This is a genomic window from Streptomyces sp. PA03-3a, from assembly GCF_033792735.1.
Taxonomy (GTDB): domain Bacteria; phylum Actinomycetota; class Actinomycetes; order Streptomycetales; family Streptomycetaceae; genus Actinacidiphila.
In genome coordinates this window covers 322,516-341,279 of sequence record NZ_JARAVM010000001.1, presented here as the reverse complement: position 1 = coordinate 341,279, position 18,764 = coordinate 322,516, and the positions used below count along the sequence as shown (strand labels likewise).

Here is an 18,764-nt window from a genome sequence, read left to right as displayed (position 1 = left end):
CCGCGCCAGGAACCCCCGGGACGCCGTGACCCCGGGCGCCCGCCACGCGTTCCCGCGCGCCTCACCCCGCCCGCCGGCCCCGGGCACGGCGTGGACGCCGCCTCGCGGACGTCGCCGCTGCTCACAGCGGCGGCGGTGACGGATGTTCACACTGCGCATCCCGGATCACCACCGTTTCACGGCAACGCGACACCGACGGCACGTCAACTGGACGGCGGCCACAGCGTCACTCGGGCAAGAACCCGGCGAGCACGCCCGACAACGGCGGCTTCACCGGCTGGAGGATGCTGGGCGTCGACCCGCGCCACGGCCGGGTCGCCGACCCGCTCGACGTCCCCTCCGGCGACTCCGGTCCTGGCTGCGCGCCGAGGTGCACGCCCGCACCGGCGCGGTGGACATCGTCGCCCCGGCCACGCTCACCGTCGGCGGCGCGGGCCGCGCCTCGGCCACGATCAGCCAGGACGGCACCCTTACCGTCCCGGTGGCCCGGCGCCCGTCGTCGCCTACGACCCCGCCACCGGTGCGCTCAAGGCGCTGCGCACCGGCACCGCGGTCTGCGCGTGACCGTCAACGGCATGACCGCCGAGCGGACGATCGCCGTACACCGCGGCCGAGCCCGGGCGGCCGGCCCTTCCGGGTGCTCGCGCGTACGGGGAGCGCCCGGGAGGGCTGCGCCGATCGGCGGAGCCGGTACTCGGGCGGGCCTGCCGCGGGCACCGCGCGGGCAGGCATGGAGCCGGAGGTGCGTGGTCCATGCCCAGCGGTGACGTGCTGCTTCTCGTCGGCGAGGACGGCCGGGTGGTCGAATGGGGGCGTCCGGCCGAGGAGCTGTTCGGACGCCCGGCCGAGGAGGCCGTCGGCCGGTCCCTGGGCGCGCTCCTGCGCGCGACCGCCATGGACGCCGGACACCCGCACGCGGGACCGCCGGGCGGGGTGTCGGTACGGATCGAGCCGGTGCTGCGCGGCGCCTCGGTGCTGTGGCGGGTGTGCGCGACGGGTGACCCGGCGCTGTCGCGGCAGGACGTGGCGGTCCTCAGGACCGTGTTCGCCCACACTCCCGTGGAACTGCTCGTCCTCGACCGCCGGTTGCGTGTGGTCCGCATGAGCGCCGCCTTCGGCACGGCGCGTGGCGCGCGCGCCGGCAGCCCGCTGGGGCGGCACTTCACCGAGGTGTACGACCTCGACCGCCCCGAGGAGGAGGCCGAGGTGGCACGGCGGGTCCTGGAGAGCGGGGAACCGGTCCTGGACCGGATCGTCCACGGCCCCGGGACGCCGGAGCGGCGCGGGTACCGCAGCCGCTCCGTCTGCTACTTCCGCCTGGAGGACTCCGGGGGAGACACGCTCGGACTGGTGACCTCCGCGGTGGACGTCACCGACCGGGAGAAGGCGCGGGACCGCCTGGACCTCATGGAGCAGGTCCGCGCCCGGGTGGGGCAGGTGCCCAACGTGGGGCTGGTCTCCCGGGAGCTGGTGGACGCGGTCGTGCCCGCCCTCGCCGACACGGCGGTCGTCGAGATGGTCGACGACGTCGTCCGCGGGGAGGAACCGCCGAAGGTGCCCGTCCACCGGGACGTTCCACTGCGGCGGGCCGCGTTCCGGGGCCGCCTGTCGGCGTACCCGGTGGGCGAGGTGCGTCCCCTGCCGCCCGCCACCCCGTTCGCGGACGTCCTTGCCGACGCCAGGGCGCGCCTGGTGCCGATCGACGAGCACGCCCCGTGGCTGGCCGCCGACCCGGCCCGGGCGGACGCCATCCTGGGCAGCGGGGCCCACTCCCTGATCGTGGCCCCGCTGACGCTGCGCGACCATGCGCTGGGCGTGGTCAGCTTCTACCGCGAGCAGGACCGCGAGCCCTTCGACGAGGACGACCTGAGGGTCGCCTCCGCCGTGTGCGCGCACGCCGCCCTGTGCATCGAGAACGCCCGGCAGTACATGCGTGAGTGGATCATCGCCTCGACCCTGCAGCGCAGGCTGCTCCCGGGGCAGCCTGCGGGACGGCCCACCGTGGAGGTCTCCCGGCTGCACCAAGCCGGCCCGGAGGGCGGCGGGGCCTGGTCCGACGCGATCGCGCTGCCCGGCGCGCGGACCGCGCTGGTCGTCGGTGACGTGGCCGGGCGGGGGATCGTCGCGGCCATCACGATGGGCCTGGTCCGGACGGCCCTCCACACGCTCGCCGCCCTGGACCTGCCGCCGGACGAACTGCTGGCCCGGCTGAGCGAGACGGCCGCGCGTCTCGCCGCGGCGTCCGCCGCGCTGCCGCAACTGGACAGCGAGCCGCTGGACATCGGCTGCGCCATCGCCGTGTACGACCCGGTGGATCTCACCTGCACCATCGCCCGGGCCGGCCTGCCCGAGCCGGTCGCGGTCCTCCCGGACGGCACGCCGGCCACTTTGGCCGTCCCGTCGGGTCCCCTGCTCAGCGGACCGGCCGACGCCCCCTTCCCGGCGACCACCGTCGGCCTGCCCGCGGGGAGCACCCTGGCAATGGCGACGACCTCGTTCGCGGAGCGGGTCCTGGCACCGTCGGCTCCCCTGCGCCCCCTGCTGGACGGCGCGGCGGCGCGGTCCCTCCCGGAGGTGTGCGACGCCATCGGGTCCGCGTTCACCGCCTCGGGTGCGAGCGACGAGACGGTGATGCTGCTCGCCCGCACGGTCGCGCTGCCCGCGGACCGGGTGATGACCCGCGCGCTGCCGGCGGGCGCCGAGGCCGCGCCGATCGCCCGCGCGGCGGCGCGACGGCAGCTGGAGGCCTGGGGTGTGGCCGAGGAGACGGCGTTCACCACCGAGCTCATCGTCAGCGAACTGGTAGGCAACGCGGTCCGCCACGGCGCGCCGCCCCTCCAACTGCGCCTGATCCTGGAGCAGATGCTGACCTGCGAGGTCAGCGACGGCGCGGCCGGCGCGCCGCACGTGCAGCACGCGCGCACCGTCGACGAGAACGGGCGCGGGCTGTTCATCGTCGCGGGCATCGCGGACCAGTGGGGCGTCCGCCGGCGCGCCCGGGGGAAGACGGTGTGGGCCCAGCAACCGCTCGGGGCGCCTTCGGACGGCCGCTGACCGGCCGGACAGGAGCCGCGGTGCCCTCGGCCGGGGGGTATTCCCGACACCGGGGGGAGGCTTTTATCCCCTGTTCGCAAAATGTCAGCGATGTCACGGTTGAGTCACGTCGAGCCCATCAGTCGAGGAGCGGGGAACCCCACCATGACCGGCATCGGAAACCGTCACCCCATGACCGCCGAGGTCCGCGAGAACGCCGGCAGCACGGGCCGCGACCGGTGGTTCGTGGGGTTCCGCTTCCGTACTTCCCGGGGCTCGGTGGGCAGGCAGTTCTTCGTCGTCGGAGAGGCCGCCGACGCCGAGGACGCGGTGGCGATCGCGATGGCGCGTGCCTCGCTCCCCCGTTCCCGCCGGGCGCGCGAGGACGACGCCGAGATGGACGGCGTCGAGGTGCGGCGCCTGCGGTGGAACCCGCTGGGGTGGGTCTACCTCACCCGCTCCCGCGCCTGACGACGACGCGGGTACGGGTCGGCGGCGCCTCCGGCACGACAAGGAGGAGACGCCGCCGAGTGAACTGACGGCGCACCCGCGACCCACCGGTCGAGCGGGCGCGCCGTCGGCATGGGATCAGCCCGCGAGGCCGCGGTTCAGCGCGGCGGTGAGCTTGATGACGCGCTCGGTCTGGATGCGGGCGGCGGTGCGGGTGGTGTCGTTGACGGGGTTGTTGCCCTGGGCGTCCACGTGGGAGGTGCCGTAGGGGTTGCCGTCGACGAACTTGGCGGGGTCGGTGTAACCGGGGGTCACGACGATGCCGCCGAAGTGGTGGATGGAGTTGTACAGGGCGAGGAGGGTCGACTCCTGGCCGCCGTGGGAGGTGGCGGTGGAGACGAAGGCGCTGTACACCTTGTCGGCCAGCTTGCCCTGCGCCCACAGGCCACCGAGGGTGTCGATGAACTGCTTGAGCTGCGAGGACATGTTGCCGAAGCGGGTCGGGGTGCCGAAGATGACCGCGTCCGCCCACTCGACGTCGGCCGGGGTGGCCACGGGGATGTCCGCGGTGGCGGCGTGGTTGGCGGCCCATGCGGGGTTGGAGTCGATCGCGGCCTGCGGGGCGAGCTCCGCGGCCTTGAGCAGGCGCACCTCGGCGCCGGCCTTCTCCGCGGTCTCGGCCATCTCCTTCGCGATCTCGGTGATGGTGCCGGTGGAGGAGTAGTAGACGATCGCAAGCTTGATCGACAAGGTGGTTCCTTTCAAGGAGGACCTGCCCCACGCGTCTGGGGTGCACGATCCAAGGGATCCCGCGGCCCGTGAGGGCGGGCCGCGCTTCACTGGTTGAAGAATAAACAACATTGGGGCGCCGCTGTCCACCGGAGCCCGTGCGACGAATGTCACCCGGTCCGCTTCCGCGCCCCTGCGCCGGCCGCAGTACACCGCGCCACGCGGGGTGCGCGGCGCGGGGTGCGGGGCCCGGACGTCCGTTTCGGCGGGCCCCCCGGGCACCTCGTGCTGCCCCCGAAAGGGCGCCCGGAGCCGGGGCCGCGACGATGTCGGGTCCGGGCGGTGACGCGACCTCGCACCCGGTGGCTGCCGGGGCCGCCACCGGCCGGAACGGCGGAGGGACGAAGCCGCCGGGAGGTGTCACCGCTCGCACGGCAGGCGGGCGGCGTCACCCGCACGGAACGATGCCGAATCCGGCCGGACACTCTTCATCGCGCGTTCACCGCCGCTCTCCCCTGTCCGCATACCCTCGCAACCCTGCAGCCGTGCGTCAGGCCGCCGCGTTGAAGTTGCCGCCCGTTCTTGGTTCCATCGCGTCGGCCATATGAACGGCAGGAATGGATGCTCTGGTGGAGAATGACGCACCGCTCGCGTGGGTCGGGGTGGACACGGTGGCGGAGCGGGCCTACCGCCTCCTGTTGTCCCGCGACAGCACGACCGTCGACGACGTGGTGTCCGCGCTGGGCGTGCCGGCGGCCGAGGGACTGGCGGTCCTCGAACGGCTGCACCACGCGGGGCTGATGAGCCGCCGTTCCTCGGGCGAGTTCTTCACCGTGGACCCGCGGCACGCGCTGCGCGCGCTGGTCGAGTCGCGGGAGCGCCAGCTGGCCGCCGTGCGCGAGGCGGCCGGCCCGCTCGGGGCGCTCTTCGACGCGGCGAGGAGGGCCGGGGACGGTGGTCCCGGCACCGCGGTGATCAGTGGCCTGGAGGCCGTCGGGGACCGCTACTACCGGCTCAAGCAGGCCGCGCGGAGCGAACTGTGCGCCCTGGATCGCCCGCCGTTCCTGCTCGCCCCGAACGAGCCGCTGGACGAGGCGGCGGTACGGCGCGGGGTGCGGGTGCGCGCGGTCTACGCCGCCGCCAGTTTCGAGGCCGACGGCGGATGGCAGGAACTGGGCAGCCTCGTGTCGCGCGGGGAGGAGGCCAGGGTCGTACCGGCGCTGCCGGTCAAGCTGGCGATGGCCGACCGTTCGGCCGCGATGGTGTCGCTGAGCCTGTCGGCCGGAAGCGCGGAGTACCTGTACACCGAATCCCCTCCGCTGCTGGCGACCTTGGGCGAATTCTTCGAGAACTACTGGGCCGTCGCCTCCCCGTTGACCGGCGAGCCCGGATCGGGCACCCTGCCCGCAGCGCCGCCGGAGGCGCCTGCGCCCGGAACGGACCGGTCCCACAGGCCGACCGACGAGGAACGGAAGCTGCTGGCGCTCTTCGCCGCCGGCGTCAAGGACGAGGCGATCGCCCGCCAGCTGGGCATCTCTCCGCGGACGCTGCGCCGCAGGATCCAGGAGCTGTTCACCGAGCTCGGCGCCACCAACCGGTTCGGCGCGGGCGTCGCCGCGGCCCGCCGCAACTGGATCTGACCGGGACCGGTGGCCCTTTCTGGCCACTGGCCGGTTTCGGCAGCGTAGGACGTTGGTCACCAAAGGATCACCCGGCTAGAACTTGTGTACGCCCGAACGGCGTGTCACTCGGCCGGACCTCCCCGGCCACCCCCTGACGAAGGAGCCTTGGTGGCACCACCTGCCCATCCTCCTGCGCGCCGCTCGGCGATACCGCGATCCTTCGCGGCCCTCGTCGCCGGCGTCAGCCTGACGGTCCTCGGCGCCGCCGCCCCGGCGCCCGCCGTCGCGGCCCCGGTCCCGACCCCACCCGCCGTCCCGGCGCCGTTCGGCGCGCACGACCCGGGCTCCGGCGAACAGCCGTCCGCCGGGCGGTACATCGTCACCCTGCGCGAACCGGCCGCGGCGGCCTACACCGGCGGTGTGGCCGGCAAGGCCCGCACGGCGCCCCGCGACGGCGAGGGCCTGAAGGCCGGCTCGGCCCCCGTGAAGGCCTACCGCACCTACCTGCGCTCGCGTCAGGACGACGCGGCCCGCACGGTGGGCGCCCGCGTGATCTCGTCGTACTCCGCGGCGCTCAACGGCTTCACGGCCGAGCTCCAGCCGCGGCAGGTCGACGAACTGCGCGCAGACCCCACAGTGGTGTCGGTCGTCAAGGACGACCTGCGCAAGCCGCTGGCCGTCAACTCCACCGACTACCTGGGCCTGAGCGGCAAGAGCGGGGTGTGGGCCGGCAACGGCGGCGTCGAAGGCGCCGGCAAGGGCGTGGTGGTCGGCGTCATCGACACCGGCATCGCCCCGGAGAACCCCTCGTTCTCCGGTGCGCCGCTGGGCACCGCGCCGGGCCAGGAACCGTACCTGGACGGCTCCGTCGTCACCTACCGCAAGGCGGACGGCGGCACCTTCACCGGTGCCTGCGCCGCGGGCGTCCAGTTCACCGCCGCGGACTGCTCCACCAAGCTGGTGTCCGCGCGCTACTTCGTCGACAACTTCGGCGCCACCCACATCGGCGGCCCCTCCATCGGCGAGTACCTCTCGCCGCGTGACGGCGAGGCGCACGGATCGCACACCGCCAGCACGGCGGCGGGTGCCAACGGTGTCGAGGCCGACCTCGGCGGCGTGCCGATGGGACAGGTCTCCGGCGTGGCGCCGGCCGCCAAGGTGGCCGCCTACAAGGCCTGCTGGAGCGGTCCCGACGCGAAGGACACCACGGACGACGGCTGCGCCACCGGTGACCTGCTCGCCGCGATCGACGCGGCCGTCGCCGACAACGTCGACGTGATCAACTACTCGATCGGCTCGGCCGGCGGTGCCCTCACCACCGACTCGGTCGTCGACGAGGCGTTCCGCAACGCCGCCGCCGGCGGCATCTTCGTCGCCACGGCCGGCGGCAACTCCGGCCCCGGCGACAGCACGGTCGACAACGCCTCGCCGTGGATCACCACCGCGGCGGCGAGCACCATGCCCACCCGTGAGGCCACGGTGGAGCTCGGCGACGGCCAGAACGTGCTGGGCGCGTCCGTCTCGCTCCCGGCGGACGGCCGCAAGGTGACCGGCCGGCTGGTGGCCGCCTCGGGCGCCGGCACCGACATCTCCGTCCGGCCGCAGCTGTGCGGCCCGGACAACCTGGACGGCGCCAAGGTCAAGGGCGCGATCGTGCTGTGCGAGCGCGGCACGTACGACCGGGCCGCCAAGTCGGCCGAGGTCAAGCGCGCGGGCGGCATCGGGATGGTCCTGGTGAACCCCTCGCCGGACTCGACGGACCTCGACACCCACGCCGTCCCGACGATCGCCGTCGACGCGGACGGCTACGACGCGCTGCTCTCCTACGCCGCCTCCGAGGCGCCCACGGCGACCCTGGTCGACGGCAACCCGCACCACCTGGCGTCGGCGCCGGTCCCGCAGATCGCCGGGTTCTCCTCGCGCGGCCCGGTCCAGGCCGACGGCGGCGACCTGATCAAGCCCGACCTCGCGGCGCCGGGCGTGGCCGTCCTCGCCGACGGCGCCAACGCCGCGGGCGGGCGGCCGAGCTTCACCTTCATGTCGGGCACCTCGATGGCCTCCCCGCACGTGGCCGGTCTGGGCGCGCTCTACCTGGGGCTGCACCCGCAGGCGACCCCGGCCGAGATCAAGTCCGCGCTGATGACCACCACCCGGCCCACGGTGACGGGGGCGGGAGAGGCGTCGGAGGACGTGTTCGCACAGGGCAACGGCCAGGTGGACGCGACCCGTTACCTGCACCCGGGGCTGCTGTACCTGAACGGTCCCGACGACTGGGAGCGGTACGTCGCCGCGGTGAAGGGCGACCGCACGGCCCCCGCGCCGTCCGACCTCAACCTGGCGTCGATCGGCGTCGGTTCGCTGGCCGGCCGGCAGACCGTGACCCGCACCGTGACCTCGACCGGGCCCGGCACCTTCACCGCGGACCCCGTGCGGATCCCCGGCGTGGACACCGTCGTCGAGCCTCGGTCGCTGACGTTCACCGCGGCGGGGCAGTCCAGGACCTTCAAGGTGACGTTCACCCGGACCACCGCCCCGCTGGGCGAGTACGCCACGGGGTACCTGACCTGGCGCGACGGCGGGCAGAGCGTTCGCAGCGCGCTCGCCGTACGACCGGTGACCCTGGTGGCGCCCACGGCGGTCTCCGCCACGGGCAGCACCGGCCGGACCACCGTGACCCTCAAGGGCGGTGAGGACCGCGACGTGCCGCTGGACCTCACCGGGCTCTCCCGCGGCCTGCGGGTCCAGGACTCGGGGACCGTCGGCGGTCCCGCGCGGACCCACGTCGTGGAGGTGCCCGCCGGGACGCGGCACGCCCGCTTCGCCCTCGACGCCGCCGACGACTCGGCCGACCTCGACCTGTCGGTGTACCGGCTCAACCAGTACGGCGACACGGCGCTGGTCGAGCGGGCCGCCACCGACTCCGCCGACGAGCAGCTCGACCTGGAGGACCCCGAGCCCGGTCTGTACGAGGTCGAGGTGGACTTCTTCGCCGGGTCCGGACCTCTCGGCTTCACGGTGACCAGCTTCTCGCTGAACGACAAGGGCGCCGAGGGCTCGTTCAGCGCGCAGCCCGCCACGGCGCCCCTCCGGGCGGGCGGCACCACGCCGGTCACGCTGTCCTGGAAGGGCCTGCGGGCCGGAGCGGTGTACCTCGGCCGCGTCACCTACGGGGACACCGGACGGACCACCTACGTGACCGTCACCGGTGACCCGCGCGGTGGCCCGCCCGGCGGTTCGCCCGGCACCCGTCCCTCGGTCGCCGTGCAGCCCGCCTACGCCGTACCCGGCCAGTCCGCCGTCGTCGTGGCGAAGGGTCTGACCCCGGCCGTCGACTTCCAGATCCGGGTCAAGGGCACCAACCGGGTGCTGGCGAGCGGCCGCACCACCGACGAGGGCGGTGTGGGCCGCCTGGTCACCCTGCCGGCCGACATCACCACCGGGAGGCAGACCCTGGAGGTCAGGTACGGCAAGCGGAGCGCGGGCGGCTCCTTCACCGTCGCCCAGCTCGTCCTGGGCGACTCCGAGCACTCCGACGCCCACGCCTTCGACGGCAACCCGCTGGCCGCCATGACCACGGCCGTCCGGGGCAAGGGCGCGGTGCGCATCACCGTCCGCGGCGCGTCCGGCACCTACCTGAGCCGGACCCTCGCCGTCGACGCCGGTGAACTGGGCTGGTACGCCTGGAAGTCCGAGCCGGTCGAGACCAGGCCGGAGAAGCTCACCGCCACGCTCGCCGTGGTCGCGGGCCACGGCCGGCCCGGGCAGAGCACGTCCCTGACGTGGACCCCGAAAGCCGTGAAGGCGAGCAGCGCGTCGATCACCGAGGACCGCTCCGCGGCCCACACCGCGCAGGTGAACTACACCAACAACACGGAGGTGCCGGTCTTCCCGACGCTGCGCTACAAGCTGACCAACGGCGACCTGGTCCTCGCCACCCTGCAGACCGATCCGGAGTCCACGTTCACCCGCTCCTACGACACGACCGGGGTGGACCGCCTCGACCTCGTGATCGACGGGACGACCGTGGCCACCTACCGGAACAAGGACCGCGCCGGGCTCACCGGCCGCCCCGCGATGGTGGAGCCGTTCTACACGACCTTCCAGCGTGGCGGTTCGGCCAAGCAGCAAGGCGGTACCGCATCACTGAAGATGACGGTGACCAACCGTCCCGCGGCGTACAGCGGGGGATTCGCCCTGACGGTCGGCGAGGGCCCGGAGATCTACGCGGGCACGTCGCTCCTCCTCGACGAGCGCATCCCCGTCCCGCGCAGCGCGCAGGAGGGGGCGCCCGTCTCGCGGACCGTCACCGTGCCCGCCGGGCGGCCGTTGTGGGCCACCGCGTACTACGAGGTCCAGGGCCCGATCTTCCAGGCCCTGGCGGTGCGGCGGATCATCGTGCCGCCGGTGACCGCGGCGGACCTCCAGCCGGTGCGCGGCTCGGGTTCCCGGCCGGTGTTCGTCGTGGACACCACGCCCCGGGAGGCGGCCGCGGGTAGCACCGCGTCGGTCACCGCGGCGGGCCTGTCGCCCCGTGAGCGCTTCACCGTGCTGCTCGACGGCCGGGTCGTCGGCTCCGGCCGCGCGACGGCGGGCGGCTTCGCCCACGCGTTCGTCCCCGTCCCGCACGGCCACGACCGGACGCTGACGGTACGGGTGACCGGGACCGGGGCGGGCCGCTCCGGCGAGACCGTGCTCGGCGTCACCGGCTGACCGGTGAGCCCGGCCGGCGTGCCCCCAAGGGGTACGCCGGCCGGGCTGCGTACCCCCGCCCTATTGGCGACGGCGCGGCGACGCGTCTGCGTGCGCGTGCACCTCGGGCCGCAGGTGATCGCGAACAAGGGCCCTCGCGGCCACCCCGACCGGGCAGGCACACCCGCTGCCGTGACGCGTCTTCCCCCTCACGGCCGACTCCGACCGTTCGGCCCGGTCCACACCCGGCGTCGCCGATCACCCGGCCCCGCTCCCACCACGCGCCCTCAGGGACCGGGCTCGGCCGGTTCCTGGTCCGGCGGCCGCAGGCTGCCCCGGTTGGCGAGCCGGAAGAGCAGCGCGATCGAGGGGAAGATGAGGAGTCCGGCCACCACGGCGACTCCGATCGTCACCGCCAGCGTGGCCTCCGGGGCCGCCGCCGCGTCGATCTCCAGATGGGTGCCGAGCAGGTACGGGTACTGGGCGACGCCCCAGCCCAGCACGACCAGGGCGACCGCCGCCGCGGCGAGCCCGCGCAGGAACCGGGTCCGCTCACGCCACACCATGACGATGGTCGCGATCCCGCAGAGGGCGGCCAGCAGCACCAGTGGCAGGGCGCCATGGCTGAGCCGGCGGAACAGGTGCGGCGCGTCGTGCCGCAGGACGAACACACCGGCGACGCTGACGGCCCCGGTCAGCACGGCAGCGACCAGGGCCCTGCCGCGGAAGTGCCGCTGCAGGGTGTGGTCGCGCTGCTGACGGGCGGCCACGTACAGGTACGTCGCGGCGAGGTAGGCGCAGACGAGGACGGCCAGCACACCGCCGAGCACCGAGGTCGGGTTCAGCCAACCGGTGACGGCGTCCCCGTTGCCCGCCGTGGGGACGCGCCCGGAGGCGATGCCCCCGGCGATCGACCCGAAGCAGTAGGGGGTCAGGACGGACGACGCGGCGAACGCCACGCCGTACAGGCGCTGTTCGGGGGTGCGCAGCGACACCTTGCGGAAGGCGAAGCCGGCGCCGCGCAGCACGATGCCGAGGACGGCGATGCCGAGCGGGATGTAGAGGGTCGTGGTGATGGCGGTGAACGCGGCCGGGAACCCCGACCAGAGGAAGACCAGGCAGTAGACGAGCCAGGTGTGGTTGGCCTCCCACACCGGGCCGACACAGGTGTCGATCAGGTGCCTGGGGCCTCTGCCCCGTGCGGCCCCGCCCGCCGTGAGGTCCCAGAACCCGGCGCCGAAGTCGGCGCCGCCGAAGAGGCAGTAGGCGATGACGCCGAGGAAGAGGAAGGCGGCGACGGCGTCGGGCATCACTCCTCCGTCCCGGCGCGTGCGCCGACGGGCTCCGGGCCGGTGCGCGGGCCGTAGGGGACGTCCACGCTGTCGTCGCCCTCGGCCCGCCAGCGCCGCTTCATCGACAGCAGCACGGTCACCGCGCCGGCGCCCACCGCCGCGTAGATGACGACGACCGACCCGAAGAACGGCCACAGGTTGCCCTGGGTGGTCACCGCGTCCCGGGTGAGGAGGTGGCCGACGACGGTCCAGGGCTGGCGGCCCACCTCGGTGACGACCCATCCGCTCTCCAGGCAGGCCACGGCGGCGAGCCCGCTGACCGCGCAGCAGCGCAGGAACCACCGCTGCCGGTCCAGGGGGCGCCGCCGCCACCACAGCCAGGCGAACCACACGGCCAGCGCCAGCAGCGCGAAGGAGAGCCCGACCATGACGTCGAAGGCGAGGTGGACGGTGCTGACGATCCGGTCCGAGGGGCGCACGTCGGCGGGGATCGCGTCGAGGCCCTTGATCTCGGTGGAGGGGTGGAAGCCGGCCAGCAGGGATGCCATGTCCGGTACGGGGAGGCCGTAGCGGACCTTCCCGTCGACGAGCACGCCGCCGAGCGTCTCGGGGACGTGCGTGCCGGTGTCCGGCAGCATCTCGATCGCCGCGAACTTGGCGGGCTCGGCCTGGTAGACGTACCGGGCGATGGTGTCGCCCACCAGGACCTGCACGGGCAGCGCGACGGCGGCGGTGACGAACCCGATGAGGAACCCGGTGCGGTGGTAGCGGGAGGTGCGGCCGCGCAGCATGCCCACCGCGTAGACGCTCGCCACCGCGAAGCCGGCGACGATGTAGGCGGCGAGCAGCATGTGGAGGAACTCCCACAGGAAGGCCCCGTTGAAGAAGACCTCAGCGGGCCGGACGGCGACGATCCTCCCGTCGCGCATCGTGAAGCCGCCGGGCTGGTTCATCCAGCTGTTGGCCGCGATGACGGCGGCCGCGCCGCCGATGCTCGACAGCGCGACCGGTACGCCCGTCCAGAAGTGCGCCCAGGGCGAGAGCCGGTCCCAGCCGTAGATGTAGAGGGAGACGAAGATCGCCTCCAGGAAGAAGAACAGCCCCTCGATGGCGAACGGGAAGCCGAACGCCGGCCCGTACCCGCGCATCAGGCCCGGCCAGAGGATGCCGAGCTCGAAGGAGAGGACGGTGCCGGTGATCGCCCCCACGGCGAAGAGCACCGCGGCCACCTTCGACCAGCGCCGCGCCAGCAGCAGGGCGTCGGCGTCCCCGCGGCGCAGACCGCGGTGGTTCGCGATGAGCATCAGCGCGGTGAGGGCGACACCGAACGGCACCAGGATGATGTGGAAGCCCAGGGTGAACGCCATCTGCTGACGGGCCGGCAGCAACTGGTCGGGCTCGCCCGCCGAGGTCAGGCCCTGCGCCAGGAGGTCCCAGGCACCCGTCACCGTCCGCACCGTCCGTCCGTGGGGGGCTTCCGGCCCGGACCGCCCGTGTTCGCCACCGCCATCACATCGACCACGACCCTTTCGCGACAGGACGATCACCTTAGGTCACAACGGTCGGTATGGGTGGTAATGCGCACTGCGGGCGGGGCCGGCAACCCGTTCGGTGGCGGCGGGGCTCCCGGTCACCCGTCCGCCGCGCAGCGCGGAGGCCGGCGCTCAGCGGGTGCGTGCGGGTGGGGGCAGCTCGCCCGAGCCGCGCGGCACGAGCCGGGTGTCGACCAGGATCGTACGGGCGCGGCCGCGGTCGCCCCCGAGGCGTTCGAGGGCCGCCGCGCCCGCCGACTCGCCCATGGTGACGGGGTTCTGGGCCACGACGGTGAGCGCGGGTTCGAGGATGCCGGCCATGGGGACGTCGTCGAAGGCGACCACCGCGACGTCCTTGCGCCCGCTGCGGGACAGCTCGGTCATGACCCCCATCGTCATGACGTTGTTGCCTGACAGCAGCGCGGTGGGCGGATCCGGCAGGGCGAGCAGCCGGGCCGTCGCCTCGGCGGCGCCAGCCGGGTCGTGCGCGTCGGCGACGAGGCCGCGGTCGTGGGGCAGGCCCGCCTCCGCGAGCGCCGCGCGGTAGCCGGCCTGCCGTTCGCGGCGCGTGTAGAGCCGGGCCGGCAGGTCGCCTATGAACCCGATCCTGCGGTGTCCGCCGGCGATCAGGTGGGCGACGCCCTCCTGGGTGCCGGCCCGGTTGGAGCTGACCACGGTGTCGGTGGTGAGGCCGTTGCCGGGCCGGTCGAGGAAGACCACCGGCATCCCGGCGGCCCGGTGGGACTTGAGGTGGGCGTGGTCGGCGCCCACCGCCGGCGCGACCATGAGCACGCTGACCCGGCGGGCCAGGAAGGTGCGGATCAGCGCGTGCTCCCGCTCCGGGTCGTCGTCCGACGAGCCCATCAGCAGTGTCAGTCCGCGGCCGTGCACGGCGTCCTCGATCCCGCCCGCGACGGCGCCGAAGAACGGGTTGCCGAGGTCAGGCACCACGAGCCCCACGGTGGTGTCGGGGCCGCCCACCCGCATGCTCCTGGCCATGAGGTTGGGCTGGAAACCGAGCTTCGCCACGGCCTCCAGCACCCGCCTCCTGGTCTCCGGGGAGCTGGGTCCGTCCTCGTTCAGCACCCGGGAGACCGTTTTGGCACTGACACCCACCTCGCGGGCCACGTCGGCGAGGGTCGGTCTGCGGGTCGCTGTCATGGACCACCTTTTCTCCGTGTGTCGGCCCCGCGGGTACCGGGGCGCGTCGGTCAGCTCCCCAGGACCCCCGCGGCCGAGGCTGCGTCACTGTCCGCCACGACCGTACCGCCGTCCGGACGCACGCCGAGCGCGCCGGTCATGATGGCCACCACCTCGGCCATGGAGTAGTCCGACGGCTTGATGACGGCCTCCCGCCTGCCGAGCCGGTGGACGTGGACGCGGTCGGCGATCTCGAAGACATGGGGCATGTTGTGGCTGATCAGGATCACCGGGATGCCCTTGTCCCGTACGCGGCGGATGAGGTCGAGGACCTGCCCCGACTCCTTGACGCCGAGGGCGGCGGTCGGCTCGTCCATCACCACCACGCTGCGCGCCCAGGCGGCGGCGCGGGCGACGGCGACGGCCTGGCGCTGGCCGCCGGAGAGCGTCTCCACCGGCTGCGTGATGGAGCCGACGCCGACCTTGAGCGCGGCCATGTGGTCGGCGGCCTGACGGCGCATCGCCTTCTTGTCCAGCAGACGGAACACCGAGCCGAGCACACCGGCGCGGCGGATCTCGCGCCCCAGGAACATGTTGGAGGCGATGTCCATGGACGCGGCGACGGCGAGGTCCTGGTAGACCGTCTCGATGCCGTGCGCCCGCGCGTCCTGCGGCCCGGCGAACCTGATCGGCCTTCCGTGCAGCCGGACCTCGCCGGCGTCGGGGACGAGGGCGCCGGTGAGCGCCTTGATCAGGCTGGTCTTGCCGGCGCCGTTGTCGCCGATGACGGCCAGCACCTCACCCGGCATGAGGTCGAAGTCGGCGTGGTCGATGGCGGTGACGTGGCCGTAGCGCTTGACCAGGCCGCGCGCGCTGAGCACGGGTTCGGGCCCTGCGGCGGGCGCGGGGGTCTCCGGCGCGGGGGGTGCCGGTTCGTGGGGGGCGGGGCCGGTCATCGGGTCCCCTTTCGCGAGAGCTGGTCGAGGGTCACCGCGAGGATCACCAGCACGCCGGTGACCAGCGTCTGGTAGACGGACGAGACGCCCATCAACTGAAGGCCGTTGCGGAAGACGCCGACGATGAGCACGCCCACGAACGTGCCGAGGACGGTGCCCCGGCCGCCGAACAGGCTCGTACCGCCGAGGACGACGGCGGTGATGCTGTCGAGGTTGTCGGTCTGCCCCGCCTGGGGGTCGCCGACCCCGGTCCGCGACACCAGCAGCAGTGCAGCGACCCCGTAGACGAGCCCGGCCACCGCGTAGACGCCGACGGTCAGCCGGGAGACCCGGATGCCGCTGAGCCGCGCGCTCTCCGCGCTGTTGCCGAGGGCGTAGACGTGACGGCCCCAGGCGGTGCTGCTCAGCGCGTAGGCGAAGCCCAGGAAGAGGGCGACGGTGACCAGCGACCCGTAGGTGACGTCCGTCCTCCCGAGCGGGAAGGTGCGCCCCAGCGCGGTGAGCGGTTCCGGGAGGCCCGTGACGGTCTGCTCGTCGGAGTAGATGTGGGTGAGGGCGAAGGCGACGTTGAGCATGCCCAGCGTCACGATGAACGGGGGCAGCGGCACCGTCCGCACGAGCAGCCCGTTCACCAGACCGAACACTCCGCAGACCAGGATGCCCAGGCCGATGGCGAGCAGCGGCGGCAGCGGCCCCTGGACGGCGAGCTTGGCGATGAGGATGCCGCCGAAGGCCATCACCGCCCCGCACGACAGGTCGATGCCGGCGGTGAGGATGATCAGTGTCTGGCCGATGGCGAGCGTGCCGACGACCATGACCTGCTGGAGGATCAGCGAGAAGTTGCCGCCGGAGAGGAACTGGTCGGTGGCCAGGGAGAAGAACACCGAGGCGATGACGAGGGCGGCGAACGGTCCCGCGGCGGGCGCCGTGAGGAACCGGCGCAGCACCGCCGGTTCCTTGCCCACGGCGGGGAGCGAGGTGGATGCGGTCACGGCTCAGCCCCAGCAGTTCTGCAGGCCGAAGCCGGTGTCCTCGGCCTGCGTACCCGGCTGCACCTTGTCGGTGATCAGGGTGACGCCGGTGTCGGTGTAGCCGCTGGTCTTCTTCCCGTTCTTGGCGAACGCGGCCACTGCCTTGACGCCGTCGGCGGCCATCTTCAGCGGGTACTGCTGGGAGGTCGCGGCGATCTTGCCGTCCTTGACCGCCTGCACGCCGGTGCAGCCGCCGTCGATGGCGACGATCATGACGTCCTTCTCGCGGCCCCTGGCCTTGATGGCGGTGTACGCGCCCAGCGCGGCGGGCTCGTTGATGGCGTAGACCAGGTTGACGTCCGGCGCCTTCTGCAGGCAGTTCTCCATGGCGGTCTGCCCCTTGGCCTGGTCGCCGCCGGTGTCCTGGGAGCAGACGATCGAAGGGTCGGAGGCGCTGACGCCGAAGCCCTTCACAAAGCCCTCGTGGCGCTGCACGCCGACCGACACACCGGGGGCGAGGTCCAGCGTGGCGATCTTCGGCGTCTTGCCGGCCATCGCGGCCTTGGCGTACGCGCCGATCAACTCGCCGGCCTTCACGTTGTCGGTGGCGAAGAGCGCGTCGGCGGCGTCCTGCGGCTCGGGTGGGGTGTCCAGCGCGATGACGAGCACGCCCTTGGCGCGTGCCTTGGCGATCGCGGGGACGATGGCCTTGGAGTCGTTGGGGGTGATGAGCACGCCCTTGACGCCGGCCGCGACCATGTTCTCCAGCGCGGTGACCTGGCCGGCGTTGTCACCGTCGAACTTGCCCGCCGCGGTGGTCAGTTCGACGTTCTCGCTCTTGGCGGCCTGCTCCGCGCCCTGCTTCATCTTGACGAAGTAGGGGTTGGTGTCGGTCTTGGTGATCAGGCCGACCTTGACCTTGCCCCCGGACGGGGAGCCGCCGCCGGAACCGGAACCGCACGCGGCCAGTGACAGGGCGAGGCCGGCGGCGCCGATGACGAGGACCGGACGGGCTCTACGGGACATCTGCGACTCCTACGGGGATGCAGTGAGCGGGGACAGCCGTATGGCGCTACAACGGCGAAGGGATCTCGCCAGGAGAGTGCCAACGTTGACACATGTCATCGTTGACACCGCTTGCGGAGGATGATGGACTCCCGCTCCGGCAACGTCAATGCCCCTGCAGTGAAAGCCCGTTGGCGACCCGCAGAGCCCACCCCCGCATCCCGCCCCGGGCCGCCGCCGGGATCCGGCCCGCGTCCCCGTCCCCACCTGGAGGAACCTCCCCATGCAGCCGCCTCAGGTCACCGTCATCGGAGAGTGCGTCGCCGATGCCTTCCCCGAACCCGGCGACGGGCGGTTCCCGTCCGGTGCGCACGGCCGCTCCCCGGACGCCGCGCAGGGGCTGCGGCTGCGCGTCCTGCCGGGCGGCGGCCCGGCCAACACCGCCGTGGGCCTGGCTCGCCTCGGCACACCGACCCGGCTGCTGGCGCGGCTGTCCGGGGACGTCTTCGGCCGGCTGTTCCGCGCCCACCTGCTGGAGTCCGGCGTCGACCTGTCGGCCGCCCCGGCCGCTCCCGAACCCAGCACGCTGGCGGTCGCCGACGTGGACGGCGACGGGCAGGCCGCCTACTCCTTCCACGCCGAGGGCACAGCGGACTGGCAGTGGACGCGCGAGGAGCTGGGCCGCCCCGCGCTCGGCGACCCGGCCTGCGTCCACTCGGGTTCGCTCGCCGTGGTCAGGGAGCCGGGTGCCGCTCTCGTGGAGGAGGTCCTGGCGGGGGCGCGACGGCATGCGACGGTCAGCATCGACCCCAACGTCCGGCCCGCCCTGGTCGATCCGCGGGTCTACCGCGACCGGATCCCGACGTGGTGCGCGACGGCGGACATCCTCCGGCTGAGCGAGGACGACCTCGCCGTACTGGCTCCCGGCACCCCTCCCGAAGAGGCCTGCGACGGCTTCCACGCGGCGGGCGCCCGGCTGGTGGTGGTCACCCGCGGCGCGCGGGGCGTCCTCGCCTCGCTCGACGGCAGGCGGATCTCCGTGCCCGGTGTGCCGGCGCGGGTGGTCGACACCGTCGGCGCCGGGGACTCCTTCACGGCGGGGCTGCTGCACCATCTCGGCGGTAGCGGGCTGCTGGGCGGCCGGCTCGACGGCCTGCGGATCGAGGACGTCACGGCGGCCTGCGCATACGCGGCCCGGGTGGCCGCGCTGACCTGCGCCGCCCCGGGGCCGAACCCGCCGTGGGCCGACCAAGTGAATGCGGAAGAGGTCGAGTTGACCGTCCGTCCGGGGACCTGACGGGACGCGGCCGATCCTGTGCGGGGCGTTGACGGCTCCCCCGCGGGG

General features: G+C 73.6%; 12 protein-coding genes. 5 read left to right on the top strand and 7 right to left on the bottom strand.

Features of this window, described 5'->3' with window-relative positions; all coding sequences use genetic code 11:
* The first annotated feature begins 753 nt into the window (after positions 1 to 753).
* Positions 754 to 3,054 carry a SpoIIE family protein phosphatase gene (locus PV342_RS01550; protein WP_500315621.1) on the top strand — a complete coding sequence of 767 codons (2,301 nt, stop codon included), beginning with the start codon at positions 754 to 756 and terminating at the stop codon, positions 3,052 to 3,054.
* Between the two features lie 144 nt (positions 3,055 to 3,198).
* Complete coding sequence (locus PV342_RS01545; protein ID WP_386994442.1) at positions 3,199 to 3,504, top strand: hypothetical protein; 306 nt, start codon at positions 3,199 to 3,201, stop codon at positions 3,502 to 3,504.
* Positions 3,505 to 3,621: 117 nt separating this feature from the next.
* Here PV342_RS01545 and wrbA read toward each other — a convergent pair whose 3' ends face one another.
* Positions 3,622 to 4,233 (bottom strand): NAD(P)H:quinone oxidoreductase, encoded by a 612-nt coding sequence (wrbA, locus tag PV342_RS01540; protein WP_361004489.1) that lies wholly within the window; start codon positions 4,231 to 4,233, stop codon positions 3,622 to 3,624.
* A 608-nt stretch (positions 4,234 to 4,841) separates the two neighbouring features.
* Between wrbA and PV342_RS01535 the strand changes: the two genes are divergently transcribed.
* Positions 4,842 to 5,852, top strand: coding sequence for a helix-turn-helix transcriptional regulator (locus PV342_RS01535; protein WP_400796806.1), 1,011 nt, complete (start codon positions 4,842 to 4,844; stop codon positions 5,850 to 5,852).
* Positions 5,853 to 6,002: 150 nt separating this feature from the next.
* Complete coding sequence (locus PV342_RS01530; RefSeq protein ID WP_500315620.1) at positions 6,003 to 10,544, top strand: S8 family serine peptidase; 4,542 nt, start codon at positions 6,003 to 6,005, stop codon at positions 10,542 to 10,544.
* Between the two features lie 266 nt (positions 10,545 to 10,810).
* Here the strand turns inward: PV342_RS01530 and PV342_RS01525 are convergent, their stop codons facing one another.
* From PV342_RS01525 to PV342_RS01500, 6 genes are all read right to left on the bottom strand, one after another.
* Complete coding sequence (locus PV342_RS01525) at positions 10,811 to 11,833, bottom strand: cytochrome d ubiquinol oxidase subunit II (RefSeq protein ID WP_386994447.1); 1,023 nt, start codon at positions 11,831 to 11,833, stop codon at positions 10,811 to 10,813.
* Complete coding sequence (locus PV342_RS01520) at positions 11,833 to 13,263, bottom strand: cytochrome ubiquinol oxidase subunit I (RefSeq protein WP_400796813.1); 1,431 nt, start codon at positions 13,261 to 13,263, stop codon at positions 11,833 to 11,835. The genes PV342_RS01525 and PV342_RS01520 overlap by 1 nt, the downstream gene beginning before the upstream one ends.
* 216 nt (positions 13,264 to 13,479) lie before the next feature.
* Positions 13,480 to 14,508 (bottom strand): LacI family DNA-binding transcriptional regulator, encoded by a 1,029-nt coding sequence (locus tag PV342_RS01515; RefSeq protein ID WP_500315619.1) that lies wholly within the window; start codon positions 14,506 to 14,508, stop codon positions 13,480 to 13,482.
* Between the two features lie 50 nt (positions 14,509 to 14,558).
* A complete protein-coding gene (locus PV342_RS01510) occupies positions 14,559 to 15,443 on the bottom strand; it encodes an ATP-binding cassette domain-containing protein (RefSeq protein WP_018560136.1) in 885 nt (294 codons plus the stop codon).
* Positions 15,440 to 16,435 carry an ABC transporter permease gene (locus PV342_RS01505; RefSeq protein ID WP_500315618.1) on the bottom strand — a complete coding sequence of 332 codons (996 nt, stop codon included), beginning with the start codon at positions 16,433 to 16,435 and terminating at the stop codon, positions 15,440 to 15,442. Before PV342_RS01505 ends, PV342_RS01510 begins: the two co-directional genes overlap by 4 nt.
* Before the next feature lie 3 nt (positions 16,436 to 16,438).
* Positions 16,439 to 17,440: a sugar ABC transporter substrate-binding protein gene (locus PV342_RS01500; protein WP_433427563.1), complete on the bottom strand. Its 1,002-nt coding sequence runs from the start codon at positions 17,438 to 17,440 to the stop codon at positions 16,439 to 16,441.
* Positions 17,441 to 17,702: 262 nt separating this feature from the next.
* Here PV342_RS01500 and PV342_RS01495 point away from each other — a divergent pair, with 262 nt between their 5' ends.
* A complete protein-coding gene (locus PV342_RS01495; RefSeq protein ID WP_500315617.1) occupies positions 17,703 to 18,716 on the top strand; it encodes a carbohydrate kinase family protein in 1,014 nt (337 codons plus the stop codon).
* Positions 18,717 to 18,764: the final 48 nt, after the last annotated feature.

Bases quoted from the DNA above. Each gene is read 5' to 3' on its own strand.
- PV342_RS01515 (WP_500315619.1), bottom strand. From the start codon at position 14,508: ATGACAGCGACCCGCAGACCGACCCTCGCCGACGTGGCCCGCGAGGTG.
- PV342_RS01510 (WP_018560136.1), bottom strand. From the start codon at position 15,443: ATGACCGGCCCCGCCCCCCACGAACCGGCACCCCCCGCGCCGGAGACC.
- PV342_RS01525 (WP_386994447.1), bottom strand. From the start codon at position 11,833: ATGCCCGACGCCGTCGCCGCCTTCCTCTTCCTCGGCGTCATCGCCTAC.
- PV342_RS01495 (WP_500315617.1), top strand. From the start codon at position 17,703: ATGCAGCCGCCTCAGGTCACCGTCATCGGAGAGTGCGTCGCCGATGCC.
- PV342_RS01500 (WP_433427563.1), bottom strand. From the start codon at position 17,440: ATGTCCCGTAGAGCCCGTCCGGTCCTCGTCATCGGCGCCGCCGGCCTC.
- PV342_RS01545 (WP_386994442.1), top strand. From the start codon at position 3,199: ATGACCGGCATCGGAAACCGTCACCCCATGACCGCCGAGGTCCGCGAG.
- PV342_RS01550 (WP_500315621.1), top strand. From the start codon at position 754: ATGCCCAGCGGTGACGTGCTGCTTCTCGTCGGCGAGGACGGCCGGGTG.